This is a genomic window from Klebsiella sp. PL-2018, assembly GCF_019048985.1.
In the GTDB taxonomy this organism is placed as follows: domain Bacteria; phylum Pseudomonadota; class Gammaproteobacteria; order Enterobacterales; family Enterobacteriaceae; genus Klebsiella; species Klebsiella michiganensis.
Genome location: NZ_CP077673.1, coordinates 298399 through 315073 on the forward strand (window position 1 = coordinate 298399; position 16675 = coordinate 315073).

At 51.9% G+C, this 16675-nt stretch carries 11 protein-coding genes, 4 tRNA genes and 2 rRNA genes; 16 read left to right on the plus strand and 1 reads right to left on the minus strand.

Annotated elements, in window-relative coordinates; genetic code table 11:
* The first annotated feature begins 14 nt into the window (after positions 1–14).
* From MKleb_RS01380 to birA, 4 genes are all read left to right on the plus strand, one after another.
* Positions 15–2920 (plus strand): 23S ribosomal RNA (locus MKleb_RS01380).
* Positions 2921–3023: 103 nt separating this feature from the next.
* Positions 3024–3139 (plus strand): 5S ribosomal RNA (rrf, locus tag MKleb_RS01385).
* Between the two features lie 166 nt (positions 3140–3305).
* Entirely contained in the window at positions 3306–4334 is a 1029-nt protein-coding gene (gene murB, locus MKleb_RS01390) for a UDP-N-acetylmuramate dehydrogenase (protein WP_025108459.1), read from the plus strand.
* A complete protein-coding gene (gene birA, locus MKleb_RS01395) occupies positions 4331–5293 on the plus strand; it encodes a bifunctional biotin--[acetyl-CoA-carboxylase] ligase/biotin operon repressor BirA (protein WP_004097632.1) in 963 nt (320 codons plus the stop codon). The genes murB and birA overlap by 4 nt, the downstream gene beginning before the upstream one ends.
* A gap of 26 nt (positions 5294–5319) precedes the next feature.
* Here birA and coaA read toward each other — a convergent pair whose 3' ends face one another.
* A complete protein-coding gene (gene coaA / locus MKleb_RS01400) occupies positions 5320–6270 on the minus strand; it encodes a type I pantothenate kinase (protein ID WP_014227490.1) in 951 nt (316 codons plus the stop codon).
* A gap of 439 nt (positions 6271–6709) precedes the next feature.
* Between coaA and MKleb_RS01405 the strand changes: the two genes are divergently transcribed.
* The 12 genes from MKleb_RS01405 to rpoB all read left to right on the plus strand — a co-directional run bounded on the left by MKleb_RS01405 (position 6710) and on the right by rpoB (position 16608).
* Positions 6710–6785: transfer RNA gene (locus tag MKleb_RS01405), tRNA-Thr, on the plus strand.
* Between the two features lie 10 nt (positions 6786–6795).
* Positions 6796–6880 (plus strand) — tRNA-Tyr (locus MKleb_RS01410).
* A gap of 119 nt (positions 6881–6999) precedes the next feature.
* Positions 7000–7074, plus strand: a tRNA-Gly gene (locus MKleb_RS01415).
* A gap of 5 nt (positions 7075–7079) precedes the next feature.
* Positions 7080–7155, plus strand: a tRNA-Thr gene (locus MKleb_RS01420).
* A gap of 116 nt (positions 7156–7271) precedes the next feature.
* On the plus strand, positions 7272–8456 hold the full coding sequence (gene tuf, locus MKleb_RS01425) for an elongation factor Tu (RefSeq protein WP_004097636.1): 1185 nt from the start codon (positions 7272–7274) through the stop codon (positions 8454–8456).
* 232 nt (positions 8457–8688) lie between these two features.
* Positions 8689–9072, plus strand: coding sequence for a preprotein translocase subunit SecE (secE, locus tag MKleb_RS01430; protein ID WP_004097638.1), 384 nt, complete (start codon positions 8689–8691; stop codon positions 9070–9072).
* Position 9073: 1 nt separating this feature from the next.
* Positions 9074–9619, plus strand: a complete 546-nt coding sequence (gene nusG / locus MKleb_RS01435) for a transcription termination/antitermination protein NusG (RefSeq protein ID WP_002438628.1) — start codon at positions 9074–9076, stop codon at positions 9617–9619.
* Positions 9620–9772: 153 nt separating this feature from the next.
* Positions 9773–10201, plus strand: coding sequence for a 50S ribosomal protein L11 (gene rplK, locus MKleb_RS01440; protein WP_004097640.1), 429 nt, complete (start codon positions 9773–9775; stop codon positions 10199–10201).
* Positions 10202–10204: 3 nt separating this feature from the next.
* Entirely contained in the window at positions 10205–10909 is a 705-nt protein-coding gene (gene rplA / locus MKleb_RS01445) for a 50S ribosomal protein L1 (RefSeq protein WP_004097642.1), read from the plus strand.
* Between the two features lie 415 nt (positions 10910–11324).
* Positions 11325–11822: a 50S ribosomal protein L10 gene (rplJ, locus tag MKleb_RS01450; RefSeq protein ID WP_004097644.1), complete on the plus strand. Its 498-nt coding sequence runs from the start codon at positions 11325–11327 to the stop codon at positions 11820–11822.
* 66 nt (positions 11823–11888) lie between these two features.
* Entirely contained in the window at positions 11889–12254 is a 366-nt protein-coding gene (gene rplL / locus MKleb_RS01455) for a 50S ribosomal protein L7/L12 (protein ID WP_004097645.1), read from the plus strand.
* Positions 12255–12579: 325 nt separating this feature from the next.
* Positions 12580–16608, plus strand: coding sequence for a DNA-directed RNA polymerase subunit beta (gene rpoB / locus MKleb_RS01460; protein WP_004097647.1), 4029 nt, complete (start codon positions 12580–12582; stop codon positions 16606–16608).
* The last annotated feature ends 67 nt before the right edge of the window (positions 16609–16675 follow it).

Consider the following 16675-nt stretch of genomic DNA (forward strand, 5'->3'; position numbering starts at 1 on the left):
TCTTCGGGTTGTGAGGTTAAGCGACTAAGCGTACACGGTGGATGCCCTGGCAGTCAGAGGCGATGAAGGACGTGCTAATCTGCGAAAAGCGTCGGTAAGGTGATATGAACCGTTACAGCCGGCGATGTCCGAATGGGGAAACCCAGTGCAATTCGTTGCACTATCGTTTGATGAATACATAGTCAAACGAGGCGAACCGGGGGAACTGAAACATCTAAGTACCCCGAGGAAAAGAAATCAACCGAGATTCCCCCAGTAGCGGCGAGCGAACGGGGAGCAGCCCGGAGTCTGAATCAGCTTGTGTGTTAGTGGAAGCGTCTGGAAAGTCGCAGGGTACAGGGTGATACTCCCGTACACTAAAACGCACAGGTTGTGAACTCGAAGAGTAGGGCGGGACACGTGGTATCCTGTCTGAATATGGGGGGACCATCCTCCAAGGCTAAATACTCCTGACTGACCGATAGTGAACCAGTACCGTGAGGGAAAGGCGAAAAGAACCCCGGCGAGGGGAGTGAAAAAGAACCTGAAACCGTGTACGTACAAGCAGTAGGAGCCCACTTGTTGGGTGACTGCGTACCTTTTGTATAATGGGTCAGCGACTTATATTCTGTAGCAAGGTTAACCGTATAGGGGAGCCGCAGGGAAACCGAGTCTTAACTGGGCGTTAAGTTGCAGGGTATAGACCCGAAACCCGGTGATCTAGCCATGGGCAGGTTGAAGGTTGGGTAACACTAACTGGAGGACCGAACCGACTAATGTTGAAAAATTAGCGGATGACTTGTGGCTGGGGGTGAAAGGCCAATCAAACCGGGAGATAGCTGGTTCTCCCCGAAAGCTATTTAGGTAGCGCCTCGTGAACTCATCTTCGGGGGTAGAGCACTGTTTCGGCTAGGGGGTCATCCGGACTTACCAACCCGATGCAAACTACAAATACCGAAGAATGTTATCACGGGAGACACACGGCGGGTGCTAACGTCCGTCGTGAAGAGGGAAACAACCCAGACCGCCAGCTAAGGTCCCAAAGTCATGGTTAAGTGGGAAACGATGTGGGAAGGCCCAGACAGCCAGGATGTTGGCTTAGAAGCAGCCATCATTTAAAGAAAGCGTAATAGCTCACTGGTCGAGTCGGCCTGCGCGGAAGATGTAACGGGGCTAAACCATGCACCGAAGCTGCGGCAGCGACACTATGTGTTGTTGGGTAGGGGAGCGTTCTGTAAGCCGTTGAAGGTGGCCTGTGAGGGTTGCTGGAGGTATCAGAAGTGCGAATGCTGACATAAGTAACGATAATGCGGGTGAAAAACCCGCACGCCGGAAGACCAAGGGTTCCTGTCCAACGTTAATCGGGGCAGGGTGAGTCGACCCCTAAGGCGAGGCCGAAAGGCGTAGTCGATGGGAAACAGGTTAATATTCCTGTACTCGGTGTTACTGCGAAGGGGGGACGGAGAAGGCTATGTTGGCCGGGCGACGGTTGTCCCGGTTTAAGCATGTAGGCGGATGTTCCAGGTAAATCCGGAACGTCACTAACGCTGAGGTGTGATGACGAGGCACTACGGTGCTGAAGTGACAAATGCCCTGCTTCCAGGAAAAGCCTCTAAGCATCAGGTAACATCAAATCGTACCCCAAACCGACACAGGTGGTCAGGTAGAGAATACCAAGGCGCTTGAGAGAACTCGGGTGAAGGAACTAGGCAAAATGGTGCCGTAACTTCGGGAGAAGGCACGCTGATGGTAGGTGAAGCGACTTGCTCGTGGAGCTGAAATCAGTCGAAGATACCAGCTGGCTGCAACTGTTTATTAAAAACACAGCACTGTGCAAACACGAAAGTGGACGTATACGGTGTGACGCCTGCCCGGTGCCGGAAGGTTAATTGATGGGGTTATCCGTAAGGAGAAGCTCTTGATCGAAGCCCCGGTAAACGGCGGCCGTAACTATAACGGTCCTAAGGTAGCGAAATTCCTTGTCGGGTAAGTTCCGACCTGCACGAATGGCGTAATGATGGCCAGGCTGTCTCCACCCGAGACTCAGTGAAATTGAACTCGCTGTGAAGATGCAGTGTACCCGCGGCAAGACGGAAAGACCCCGTGAACCTTTACTATAGCTTGACACTGAACACTGGTCCTTGATGTGTAGGATAGGTGGGAGGCTTTGAAGTGTGGACGCCAGTCTGCATGGAGCCATCCTTGAAATACCACCCTTTAATGGCTGGTGTTCTAACGTGGGCCCGTAATCCGGGTTGCGGACAGTGTCTGGTGGGTAGTTTGACTGGGGCGGTCTCCTCCTAAAGAGTAACGGAGGAGCACGAAGGTCAGCTAATCCTGGTCGGACATCAGGAGGTTAGTGCAATGGCATAAGCTGGCTTGACTGCGAGCGTGACGGCGCGAGCAGGTGCGAAAGCAGGTCATAGTGATCCGGTGGTTCTGAATGGAAGGGCCATCGCTCAACGGATAAAAGGTACTCCGGGGATAACAGGCTGATACCGCCCAAGAGTTCATATCGACGGCGGTGTTTGGCACCTCGATGTCGGCTCATCACATCCTGGGGCTGAAGTAGGTCCCAAGGGTATGGCTGTTCGCCATTTAAAGTGGTACGCGAGCTGGGTTTAGAACGTCGTGAGACAGTTCGGTCCCTATCTGCCGTGGGCGCTGGAGAATTGAGGGGGGCTGCTCCTAGTACGAGAGGACCGGAGTGGACGCATCACTGGTGTTCGGGTTGTCATGCCAATGGCATTGCCCGGTAGCTAAATGCGGAAGAGATAAGTGCTGAAAGCATCTAAGCACGAAACTTGCCCCGAGATGAGTTCTCCCTGACTCCTTGAGAGTCCTGAAGGAACGTTGAAGACGACGACGTTGATAGGCCGGGTGTGTAAGCGCAGCGATGCGTTGAGCTAACCGGTACTAATGAACCGTGAGGCTTAACCTTACAACGCCGAAGATGTTTTGGCGGACTGAGAAGACAACAATTTCAGCTTAGATTCAGAGTTGAGTACGCGATAAAGAATTGCGTACTGAGCACAAAGAATTTGCCTGGCGGCACTAGCGCGGTGGTCCCACCTGACCCCATGCCGAACTCAGAAGTGAAACGCCGTAGCGCCGATGGTAGTGTGGGGTCTCCCCATGTGAGAGTAGGGAACTGCCAGGCATCAAACAAGTGAAGAGCCCATCCTGACGGATGGGCTTTTTGCGTTTTTGTCGTTTAAAATTGCCAGATTTTAGGCACGGCATGGTACCTTCTCCCCCTGACAATCAGGAAGCCTTCCCTCGCTATATACGGTAAACTAATGCAGATTTTGCATCTGGAAGCCATTATGAGCCACTCACTTAAGCCCTGGAACACCTTCGGTATTGAGCGTTCTGCCAAAGCGATTGTACGCGCCGAAACTGAAAAACAGCTACTGGATGCCTGGCAAAATGCCACCGCAGAGCGCCAGCCAACCCTGATCCTTGGTGAAGGAAGCAATGTTCTGTTCCTGAAGGATTATTCCGGTACGGTCATTATCAACCGTATTATGGGGATAGAAGTGAGTGAAACATCTGACACGTGGCATTTGCATGTTGGTGCAGGAGAAAACTGGCATCAGCTGGTCCAGTTTGCGTTAAATAACGGAATGCCGGGCTTGGAAAATCTTGCTTTGATTCCTGGCTGCGCCGGCTCCTCGCCGATTCAAAATATTGGTGCTTACGGCGTTGAATTACAGAAAGTTTGCCGCTACGTCGACTGCATTGAGTTGGTCACGGGTGTGAAACAGCGTCTTTCCGCTGCTGAATGTCGCTTTGGCTACCGGGACAGTATTTTTAAACATGAATATCAGGACCGCTACGCCATTGTGGCGGTTGGTTTGACGTTGCCAAAAGCCTGGCAACCCGTTTTGACCTACGGTGATTTAACCCGGCTCGATCCGCAAACCGTTACCCCGCAGCAGGTATTTGACGCCGTCTGTCATATGCGCATGACCAAACTCCCCGATCCAAAAGTGAATGGAAATGCGGGGAGCTTCTTTAAGAACCCGGTCGTTAGCGCGGACAAGGCGCAAGCGCTGCTGGCGACCTATCCGGGTATCCCTCACTACCCTCAGCCGGATGGCAGTATGAAACTTGCCGCCGGCTGGCTTATCGATCAATGCCAGCTTAAAGGTAAAGTGATGGGTGGCGCAGCGGTGCATAGCCAGCAGGCGCTGGTATTGATCAATCAGCATCAGGCAACCAGTGAAGACGTGGTTGAGCTGGCTCATTACGTACGCCAGCAGGTTGGTGAGAAGTTTAATATCTGGTTACAGCCGGAAGTGCGCTTTATCGGTGAAACGGGTGAAGTTAATGCCGAGGAGACCATCGCATGAAAGACTACACCGTTCCTTTGACGCTAATATCGATCCTGGCCGACGCTGAATTTCACTCAGGTGAACAGCTTGGCGAGCGTTTAGGGATGAGTCGGGCAGCAATCAACAAGCATATTCAAACGTTACGCGATTGGGGAGTCGACGTATTTACCGTTCCGGGTAAAGGCTACAGTCTCCCTGAGCCTATCCAGCTTCTGGATGAAGAGCAGATCGCCAGGCAGATCGAGCATGGCCGGGTAACCGTACTACCGGTGATTGATTCCACGAACCAGTATCTTCTGGACAGACTTAGCGAACTGCAATCGGGTGATGCCTGCGTGGCTGAGTATCAGCAGGCAGGTCGCGGCCGCCGCGGGCGCAAGTGGTTCTCGCCGTTTGGTTCTAACCTTTACCTTTCAATGTACTGGCGACTGGAGCAGGGCCCTGCTGCGGCTATAGGTTTGAGTCTGGTCATTGGGATCGTCATTGCCGAGGTGCTGCAAAGCCTGGGGGCGGATAAAGTTCGGGTGAAATGGCCAAACGATCTCTATTTACAGGATCGGAAGCTGTCCGGGATCCTGGTGGAACTGACGGGGAAAACCGGCGATGCTGCGCAGATAGTCAGCGGCGCGGGGATCAACCTCATGATGCGCCGGGTGGAGTCTGATGTTGTCAATCAGGGTTGGATCAGCCTCCAGGAGGCAGGGATCTCTATCGATCGTAATACGTTAGCGGCTTGTCTGATTAAAGAGCTGCGGGCGGGGTTTAAACTTTTTGAGAATGAAGGTCTGGCACCCTATCTGACTCGCTGGGAAAAGCTCGATAACTTTATTAATCGACCGGTTAAACTTATTATTGGCGATAAAGAGATCTTTGGTATTTCGCGAGGTATTGATGCTCAAGGCGCATTATTACTGGAGCAGGACGGGGTAGTAAAACCCTGGATTGGCGGTGAGATATCATTGCGCAGCGCTGAATAAAAAAAGGGGAGCTAACGCTCCCTTTTTTATTTTCTTAAACGCACCTGATTCACCGAGTGGTTTGCGCTTTTGGTCATTATAAGGCTGGCTCGCTCACGCGTTGGTAGAATGTTCTCTTTTAAATTCAAAAGATTAATCTCATTCCACAGCGATGTGGCAATATCAATTGCTTCATCTTTAGACAGCTGAGCATAGCTATGAAAATAGGAGTCCGGATCGGTAAACGCGCCTTCGCGGAATTTCAGAAAACGATTGATATACCAGTTTTTTAGCAGTTCTTCAGGCGCATCAACGTAAATTGAAAAATCAACGAAGTCCGAAACAAATACATGATGCGGATCGTGTGGATAATCCATGCCGCTCTGCAGAACATTTAATCCCTCAAGAATTAATATATCAGGCTGCGTGACGGTTTTATCCCCATCAGGAATGACGTCGTAAATCAGATGTGAATAGACCGGCGCCGTAGCGTCAGGAACGCCGGATTTCAGGTCTGAGACGAATTTAACCAGGCGATGCATGTCATAAGACTGCGGGAAGCCCTTCTTCTTCATCAGGCCGCGTTCTTTCAATACCGCGTTAGGGTGCAGAAAACCATCCGTCGTGATTAATTCTACGTGTCGATGTTCAGGCCAGCGGCTCAGCAATGCTTGCAGCACGCGCGCGGTAGTGCTCTTCCCGACCGCCACGCTACCCGCAATGCTAATGATGTAAGGAATACGTTGGCCGTTGGTGCCAAGGAATTGTTCCAGTACAGCCTGGCGGCGCAGATTAGAGCTGATATAGAAATTGAGTAAACGCGACAGCGGCAAATAAATTTCCGCTACTTCTTCCAGGGAAAGATCTTCGTTGATGCCTTTTAACCGCGTGATTTCTTCTTCTGTTAGCGTCATCGGAACGGAATCACGAAGCGCAGCCCATTGGTCGCGGTTAAATTGTAGATACGGTGTCATTAACGTTTGCTCTTTTAGGCTCATAAGCATGCTCTTGCAACCGCCGAATTACATGAAGGCGGGGTGCTTCACACTAGTTAATCAGGACAATGGGCAGGAGGGTAACACCAGATTGCGAGGAATAATAAGAAAAAAACTCATTGAATGATGCTTTCTAAAGGTAGCATCACAGAGATGAATGGTTTGGTAAGGGGATATAAAGTTCTCAGCAGAGACCCGTGGGTTATTCATTGAATCGGGTGGTCAGGTGATGGGGTATCGATGCCGCTTTAGCGACTTCACTCTACTCTTTGCCCTCCTCGGCAACCCTATCCGTGAGGATGATTGGCGTATTTTTGTCCTGCTCTGTTTGAAATTACACCATTTTTTCTCGTTTGAGCACAAAATGTGAGCAATAGAACATTTTCTGCAATTTTTTAGTTGCATGAACTCGCAGGTCTCCCTAGAATGCGCGCTACTTGATGCCGACTTAGCTCAGTAGGTAGAGCAACTGACTTGTAATCAGTAGGTCACCAGTTCGATTCCGGTAGTCGGCACCATCAAGTGCCTGGTGGGGTTCCCGAGCGGCCAAAGGGAGCAGACTGTAAATCTGCCGTCATCGACTTCGAAGGTTCGAATCCTTCCCCCACCACCATCTTTCGGCAACGCTTTGCGGAGCCAGAGTTGATTGGTTAAACTGGTCAGCTCAAACAAAAAAAGAGACGCTTCTCTTTTTTTTGTTATAGAAAGAACTGGGTAGCCGAGTTTCAGGATGCGGGCATCGTATAATGGCTATTACCTCAGCCTTCCAAGCTGATGATGCGGGTTCGATTCCCGCTGCCCGCTCCAAACGTGCTGATATGGCTCAGTTGGTAGAGCGCACCCTTGGTAAGGGTGAGGTCCCCAGTTCGACTCTGGGTATCAGCACCACTTCTTTATCTCTCCTCCCCTGTTTCTCTCTTGTTTATTGCATTCAACAAGTCGGGCATGTTGCCCGGTTGATGTGGTGATATCACCGATTTATCCGTGTCTTAGAGGGACAATCGATGTCTAAAGAAAAGTTTGAACGTACAAAACCGCACGTTAACGTCGGTACTATCGGCCACGTTGACCATGGTAAAACAACGCTGACCGCTGCAATCACTACCGTTCTGGCTAAAACCTACGGTGGTTCTGCTCGCGCATTCGACCAGATCGATAACGCGCCGGAAGAAAAAGCTCGTGGTATCACCATCAACACTTCTCACGTTGAATATGACACCCCGACTCGCCACTACGCGCACGTAGACTGCCCGGGCCACGCCGACTATGTTAAAAACATGATCACCGGTGCTGCGCAGATGGACGGCGCGATCCTGGTTGTTGCTGCGACTGACGGCCCGATGCCGCAGACTCGTGAGCACATCCTGCTGGGTCGTCAGGTAGGCGTTCCGTACATCATCGTGTTCCTGAACAAATGCGACATGGTTGATGACGAAGAGCTGCTGGAACTGGTTGAAATGGAAGTTCGTGAACTTCTGTCTCAGTACGATTTCCCGGGCGACGACACTCCGATCGTTCGCGGTTCCGCTCTGAAAGCGCTGGAAGGCGACGCAGACTGGGAAGCGAAAATCATCGAACTGGCTGGCTACCTGGATTCTTACATCCCGGAACCAGAGCGTGCGATTGACAAGCCGTTCCTGCTGCCGATCGAAGACGTATTCTCCATCTCCGGTCGTGGTACCGTTGTTACCGGTCGTGTAGAGCGCGGTATCATCAAAGTTGGCGAAGAAGTTGAAATCGTTGGTATCAAAGAGACTGCGAAGTCTACCTGTACTGGCGTTGAAATGTTCCGCAAACTGCTGGACGAAGGCCGTGCTGGTGAGAACGTCGGTGTTCTGCTGCGTGGTATCAAGCGTGAAGAAATCGAACGTGGTCAGGTACTGGCTAAGCCGGGCTCTATCAAGCCGCACACCAAGTTCGAATCTGAAGTGTACATTCTGTCCAAAGACGAAGGCGGCCGTCATACTCCGTTCTTCAAAGGCTACCGTCCGCAGTTCTACTTCCGTACAACTGACGTGACTGGCACCATCGAACTGCCGGAAGGCGTAGAGATGGTAATGCCGGGCGACAACATCAAAATGGTTGTTACCCTGATCCACCCAATCGCGATGGACGACGGTCTGCGTTTCGCAATCCGTGAAGGTGGCCGTACCGTTGGCGCGGGCGTGGTTGCTAAAGTTCTCGGCTAATTGCTGATAACATTTGACGCAATGCGCAATAAAAGGGCATCATTTGATGCCCTTTTTGCACGCTTTCACACCAGAACCTGGCTCATCAGTGATTTTTTGGGTCATAATCATTGCTGAGACAGGCTCTGAAGAGGGCGTTAAGTCCGAAACGCAGCAGAGCATTTCGGTTTGGTCGCCTCGCATTTCATGCGGGGTGAAGTTATTTGTCTGAATTCTTGTGACAGGTTGGTTTATGAGTGCGAATACCGAAGCTCAAGGGAGCGGGCGCGGCCTCGAAGCGATGAAGTGGACAATCGTAGTCGTGCTGCTGGTTGTGGCCATCGTCGGCAACTTCCTTTATCGTGACATTATGCTGGCAGTGCGTGCGCTGGCTGTAGTGATTCTGATCGCTGCAGCGGGCGGTGTCGCGCTGTTAACGACAAAAGGTAAGGCGACAGTCGCCTTCGCTCGTGAAGCGAGAACCGAAGTCCGCAAGGTGATCTGGCCGACTCGCCAGGAAACGTTGCATACCACGCTGATTGTTGCCGCAGTGACTGCCGTAATGTCACTGATCCTGTGGGGACTGGATGGTATTCTGGTTCGCCTGGTATCCTTTATCACTGGCCTGAGGTTCTGAGATGTCTGAAGCTCCTAAAAAACGCTGGTACGTCGTTCAGGCGTTTTCCGGTTTTGAAGGTCGCGTAGCTACCTCGTTGCGTGAACATATCAAATTACACAATATGGAAGAGTTGTTTGGCGAAGTCATGGTGCCGACCGAAGAAGTGGTCGAAATCCGCGGCGGCCAGCGTCGTAAAAGCGAACGCAAATTCTTCCCGGGCTACGTGCTGGTCCAGATGGTGATGAACGACGCGAGCTGGCACCTGGTGCGCAGCGTACCGCGTGTGATGGGTTTCATTGGCGGTACATCTGACCGTCCGGCACCGATCAGCGACAAAGAAGTCGACGCGATCATGAACCGTCTGCAGCAGGTTGGCGATAAGCCGCGGCCGAAAACGCTGTTTGAGCCGGGTGAAATGGTTCGCGTTAGCGACGGTCCATTTGCCGACTTTAACGGTGTGGTTGAAGAAGTGGACTACGAGAAGTCTCGTCTGAAAGTGTCCGTTTCTATCTTCGGTCGTGCAACGCCGGTTGAGCTGGACTTCGCTCAGGTAGAAAAAGCCTAACAGCCGATCAAAAAAGCAACGTTTTAATCGTTGCATGAGGCGCGGAATTGACATACAATTTCGCGCCTTTTGTTTTTATGGGTCTGATTCCCATAAAGCGATATTTATCACGGGGAGCCTTTTTAGGCGCTACACCCAAACGAGGAAATTTACATGGCTAAGAAAGTACAAGCCTATGTCAAGCTGCAGGTTGCAGCTGGTATGGCAAACCCGAGTCCGCCGGTTGGTCCAGCACTGGGTCAGCAGGGTGTGAACATCATGGAATTCTGCAAAGCGTTCAACGCAAAAACTGAATCCCTGGAAAAAGGTCTGCCGATCCCGGTTGTTATTACCGTTTACGCTGACCGTTCTTTCACCTTCGTTACCAAAACTCCGCCGGCAGCAGTTCTGCTGAAAAAAGCGGCTGGTATCAAGTCTGGTTCCGGTAAACCGAACAAAGACAAAGTAGGTAAAATTTCCCGCGCTCAGCTGCAGGAAATCGCGCAGACCAAAGCTGCCGACATGACTGGTTCCGACATTGAAGCGATGACTCGCTCCATTGAAGGTACTGCACGTTCCATGGGCCTGGTAGTGGAGGACTAAGAAATGGCTAAACTGACCAAGCGCATGTCCGTGATTCGTGACAAAGTTGATGCGACCAAACAGTACGACATCAACGAAGCCATCTCTCTGCTGAAAGAACTGGCTACTGCTAAGTTCGTTGAAAGCGTTGATGTTGCCGTTAACCTCGGCATCGACGCGCGTAAATCTGACCAGAACGTCCGCGGCGCGACCGTACTGCCGCACGGTACTGGCCGTTCAGTTCGCGTAGCCGTATTTGCCCAGGGCCCGAACGCTGAAGCAGCTAAAGCTGCTGGCGCAGAGCTGGTAGGTATGGAAGATCTGGCTGACCAGATCAAAAAAGGCGAAATGAACTTTGACGTTGTTATTGCTTCCCCGGATGCAATGCGCGTTGTTGGCCAGCTGGGCCAGGTTCTGGGTCCGCGCGGCCTGATGCCAAACCCGAAAGTGGGTACCGTAACGCCGAACGTTGCTGAAGCGGTTAAGAACGCTAAAGCAGGTCAGGTTCGTTACCGTAACGACAAAAACGGCATCATCCACACCACCATCGGTAAAGTGGATTTTGACGCTGATAAACTGAAAGAAAACCTGGAAGCTCTGCTGGTTGCGCTGAAAAAAGCAAAACCGACTCAGGCTAAAGGCGTGTACATCAAGAAAATCAGCATCTCCACCACCATGGGTGCTGGCGTTGCCGTTGATCAGGCTGGTCTGAGCGCTTCTGCGAACTAAGATTAGCTTTACGTGGGCGGTGAATTTGTCTACAATCTTACCCCCACGTATTCTGCTTATAGCAGACGTATAGCCGAGATATTCAGGCTGTGGCAAGGCGACAACTGAGTGAATCGCCTGGAGCATAGTTAACTATGTGACTGGTGTGAACGAAGGTAGTCAATGCCGCCACAGATTGAATAGCGACGGATAGACAAGATTTGTTCGTTGGAGCCTGGCCTATCCAGGCCTCCGTCGAAGACCGCAGGTGTTTCGCAAGAGACTTAATGCCCTGCGTAGACGGTGACAGAACGCTAAGATTATTTTTGGATACTCTGGCTTGTTTCTGCTCACCGTATTAAGACGCTCTTCTCTTTGAGTCGAGTGAAGTGAGTTCCGGAGCATGAGCTCTGGCAAACATCCAGGAGCAAAGCTAATGGCTTTAAATCTTCAAGACAAACAAGCGATTGTTGCTGAAGTCAGCGAAGTAGCCAAAGGCGCGCTGTCTGCAGTAGTTGCGGATTCCCGTGGCGTGACTGTAGACAAAATGACTGAACTGCGTAAAGCAGGTCGTGAAGCTGGCGTATACATGCGTGTTGTTCGTAACACCCTGCTGCGCCGCGTCGTTGAAGGTACTCCTTTCGAGTGCCTGAAAGACACGTTTGTTGGTCCGACCCTGATTGCATACTCTATGGAACACCCGGGCGCTGCCGCTCGTCTGTTCAAAGAGTTCGCGAAAGCGAATGCAAAATTTGAGGTCAAAGCCGCAGCCTTTGAAGGTGAGCTGATCCCGGCGTCGCAAATCGACCGCCTGGCAACTCTGCCGACCTACGAAGAAGCAATTGCACGCCTGATGGCAACCATGAAAGAAGCTTCGGCTGGCAAACTGGTTCGCACTCTGGCTGCTGTACGCGATGCGAAAGAAGCTGCTTAATCGCAGTTGTCTTTGTAAAGCATTCGCTTACGTATAAACTTATTCTGATATTCAGGAACAATTTAAATGTCTATCACTAAAGATCAAATCATTGAAGCAGTATCCGCTATGTCCGTAATGGACGTTGTTGAGCTGATCTCTGCAATGGAAGAAAAATTCGGTGTTTCCGCTGCTGCTGCTGTAGCTGTAGCTGCTGGCCCGGTTGAAGCTGCTGAAGAAAAAACTGAATTCGACGTAATTCTGAAAGGTATCGGCGCTAACAAAGTTGCCGTTATCAAAGCAGTACGTGGCGCAACTGGCCTGGGTCTGAAAGAAGCTAAAGACCTGGTAGAATCTGCTCCGGCCGCTCTGAAAGAAGGCGTGAGCAAAGATGACGCTGAAGCACTGAAAAAATCTCTGGAAGAAGCTGGCGCTGAAGTTGAAGTTAAATAAGCCAACCTTTCCGGTTGCAGCCTGAGAAATCAGGCTGATGGCTGGTGACTTTTTAGTCACCAGCCTTTTTGCGCTGTAAGGCGCCAGTAGAATTTCACACTGTTTGACTACTGGTTGTCCTGACAATGCTTGTTTCTATAGACGACTTAATATACTGCGACAGGTTAGGGCTCCTGAGCTGTGTAAATCGCAATGAAATGGTTTAAGCGTGATAGAAACAGGTATTGCGGAAAGTGTTCCATTTTCCGGTCAACAAAATAGTGTTGCATAAAAAACTGCCTTATGTGGGCAGATGGGTCGACTTGTCAGCGAGCTGAGGAACCCTATGGTTTACTCCTATACCGAGAAAAAACGTATTCGTAAGGATTTTGGTAAACGTCCGCAGGTTCTGGACATACCTTATCTCCTTTCTATCCAGCTTGACTCGTTTCAGAAGTTCATCGAGCAAGATCCTGAAGGGCAGTATGGTCTGGAAGCAGCTTTCCGTTCCGTATTCCCGATTAAAAGCTACAGCGGTAACTCTGAGCTGCAGTACGTCAGCTACCGTCTGGGCGAACCGGTTTTTGACGTTAAAGAATGTCAGATCCGTGGCGTGACCTACTCGGCACCGCTGCGCGTCAAACTGCGTCTGGTGATCTACGAGCGCGAAGCGCCGGAAGGCACCGTTAAAGACATTAAAGAGCAAGAAGTCTACATGGGCGAAATTCCGCTCATGACCGACAACGGTACCTTCGTTATCAACGGTACCGAGCGCGTTATCGTTTCTCAGCTGCACCGTAGCCCGGGCGTCTTCTTTGACAGTGACAAAGGTAAGACCCACTCTTCCGGTAAGGTCCTGTATAACGCACGTATCATTCCTTACCGTGGCTCCTGGCTGGACTTCGAGTTCGACCCGAAAGACAACCTGTTTGTCCGTATCGACCGTCGTCGTAAGCTGCCGGCTACCATCATCCTGCGCGCGCTGAATTACACCACTGAGCAGATCCTTGACCTGTTCTTCGAGAAAGTGGTCTTTGAAATTCGCGATAACAAGCTGCAGATGGAACTGGTACCGGAGCGTCTGCGCGGCGAAACGGCCTCCTTCGACATCGAAGCGAACGGTAAAGTGTACGTTGAGAAAGGGCGTCGCATCACCGCACGTCACATTCGCCAGCTGGAAAAAGACGATATCAAACATATCGAAGTTCCGGTTGAGTACATCGCTGGCAAAGTTGCCTCTAAAGACTATGTTGATGAATCTACTGGCGAGCTGATCTGCCCGGCGAACATGGAGCTGAGCCTGGATCTGCTAGCCAAGCTGAGCCAGTCTGGCCATAAGCGTATCGAAACGCTGTTCACCAACGATCTGGATCACGGTCCGTACATCTCTGAGACTGTACGCGTCGACCCGACCAACGACCGTCTGAGCGCGCTGGTAGAAATCTACCGCATGATGCGCCCAGGTGAGCCGCCGACTCGTGAAGCGGCTGAAAGCCTGTTCGAGAACCTGTTCTTCTCCGAAGACCGCTACGATCTGTCCGCGGTAGGTCGTATGAAGTTCAACCGTTCTCTGCTGCGCGACGAAATCGAAGGTTCCGGTATCCTGAGCAAAGAAGACATCATCGAAGTGATGAAGAAGCTCATCGATATCCGTAACGGTAAAGGCGAAGTCGATGATATCGACCACCTCGGCAACCGTCGTATCCGTTCCGTTGGCGAAATGGCGGAAAACCAGTTCCGCGTTGGCCTGGTCCGCGTAGAGCGTGCGGTGAAAGAGCGTCTGTCTCTGGGCGATCTGGATACCCTGATGCCTCAGGATATGATCAACGCCAAGCCGATTTCTGCGGCAGTGAAAGAGTTCTTTGGCTCCAGCCAGCTGTCTCAGTTTATGGACCAGAACAACCCGCTGTCTGAGATTACGCACAAACGTCGTATCTCCGCACTCGGCCCGGGCGGTCTGACCCGTGAACGCGCAGGCTTTGAAGTTCGAGACGTACACCCGACCCACTACGGTCGCGTATGTCCAATCGAAACGCCTGAAGGTCCGAACATCGGTCTGATCAACTCCCTGTCCGTGTACGCACAGACGAACGAATACGGTTTCCTCGAGACCCCGTACCGTAAAGTGACTGACGGTGTTGTAACCGACGAAATTCATTACCTGTCTGCTATCGAAGAAGGCAACTACGTTATTGCTCAGGCGAACTCCAACCTGGATGACGAAGGCCACTTTGTAGAAGATCTGGTTACCTGCCGTAGTAAAGGCGAATCCAGCTTGTTCAGCCGCGACCAGGTTGACTACATGGACGTATCCACCCAGCAGGTGGTATCCGTCGGTGCGTCCCTGATCCCGTTCCTGGAACACGATGACGCCAACCGTGCATTGATGGGTGCGAACATGCAACGTCAGGCCGTTCCGACTCTGCGCGCTGATAAGCCGCTGGTTGGTACCGGTATGGAACGTGCTGTTGCCGTTGACTCCGGTGTAACTGCGGTCGCTAAACGTGGCGGTACCGTTCAGTACGTGGATGCTTCCCGTATCGTTATCAAAGTTAACGAAGACGAGATGTACCCGGGCGAAGCCGGTATCGACATCTATAACCTGACCAAGTACACCCGTTCTAACCAGAACACCTGCATCAACCAGATGCCGTGTGTCTCTCTGGGTGAGCCGATTGAGCGCGGTGACGTGCTGGCTGACGGCCCGTCTACCGACCTCGGTGAACTGGCGCTCGGTCAGAACATGCGCGTCGCGTTCATGCCGTGGAACGGTTACAACTTCGAAGACTCCATCCTCGTTTCCGAGCGCGTTGTCCAGGAAGACCGTTTTACCACCATCCACATTCAGGAACTGGCGTGCGTGTCTCGTGACACCAAGCTGGGGCCGGAAGAGATCACCGCCGACATCCCGAACGTGGGTGAAGCTGCGCTCTCTAAACTGGATGAATCCGGTATCGTTTATATCGGCGCGGAAGTGACCGGTGGCGATATTCTGGTTGGTAAGGTAACGCCGAAAGGTGAAACCCAGCTGACGCCGGAAGAGAAACTGCTGCGTGCGATCTTCGGTGAGAAAGCGTCTGACGTTAAAGACTCTTCCCTGCGCGTACCAAACGGTGTCTCCGGTACCATTATCGACGTTCAGGTCTTTACCCGCGACGGCGTAGAAAAAGACAAACGCGCGCTGGAAATCGAAGAGATGCAGCTCAAACAGGCGAAGAAAGACCTGTCTGAAGAACTGCAGATCCTCGAAGCTGGCCTGTTTGGTCGTATCTACGCGGTGCTGGTCTCCGGCGGTATCGAAGCTGAGAAGCTTGATAAGCTGCCGCGCGATCGCTGGCTGGAACTGGGCCTGACCGACGAAGAGAAACAGAATCAGCTGGAACAGCTGGCTGAGCAGTACGACGAACTGAAACACGAGTTCGAGAAAAAACTCGAAGCGAAACGCCGCAAAATCACTCAGGGCGACGATCTGGCACCGGGCGTGCTGAAGATTGTCAAAGTGTATCTGGCCGTTAAACGTCAGATTCAGCCTGGTGACAAAATGGCAGGCCGTCACGGTAACAAGGGTGTTATCTCTAAGATCAACCCGATCGAAGATATGCCTTACGATGAAAACGGCACGCCGGTTGACATCGTACTGAACCCGCTGGGCGTACCGTCTCGTATGAACATCGGTCAGATCCTGGAAACTCACCTGGGTATGGCTGCGAAAGGTATTGGCGAGAAAATCAACGCCATGCTGAAACAGCAGCAGGAAGTCGCCAAACTGCGCGAATTCATCCAGCGTGCCTACGATCTGGGCACCGACGTGCGTCAGAAGGTTGATCTGAATACCTTCACTGACGAAGAAGTTATGCGTCTCGCTGAAAACCTGAAAAAAGGTATGCCGATCGCAACGCCGGTCTTCGACGGTGCGAAAGAGTCTGAAATCAAGGAACTGTTACAGCTTGGTGGCCTGCCGACTTCCGGCCAGATCACCCTGTTCGATGGTCGTACCGGTGAGCAATTCGAGCGCCAGGTTACCGTTGGCTACATGTACATGCTGAAACTGAACCACCTGGTTGATGACAAGATGCATGCGCGTTCTACCGGTTCTTACAGCCTGGTTACTCAGCAGCCGCTGGGTGGTAAGGCGCAGTTCGGTGGTCAGCGCTTCGGGGAGATGGAAGTGTGGGCGCTGGAAGCATATGGCGCAGCATACACCCTGCAGGAAATGCTCACCGTTAAGTCTGATGACGTGAACGGCCGTACTAAGATGTATAAGAACATCGTGGACGGCAACCATCAGATGGAACCGGGCATGCCGGAATCCTTCAACGTATTGTTGAAAGAGATTCGCTCGCTGGGCATCAACATCGAACTGGAAGACGAGTAACTCTCGCTCAAACAGGTCACTGGTGCCGGGGTAAGACCCGGCGCCAGATTGTGCTAACTCCGACGGG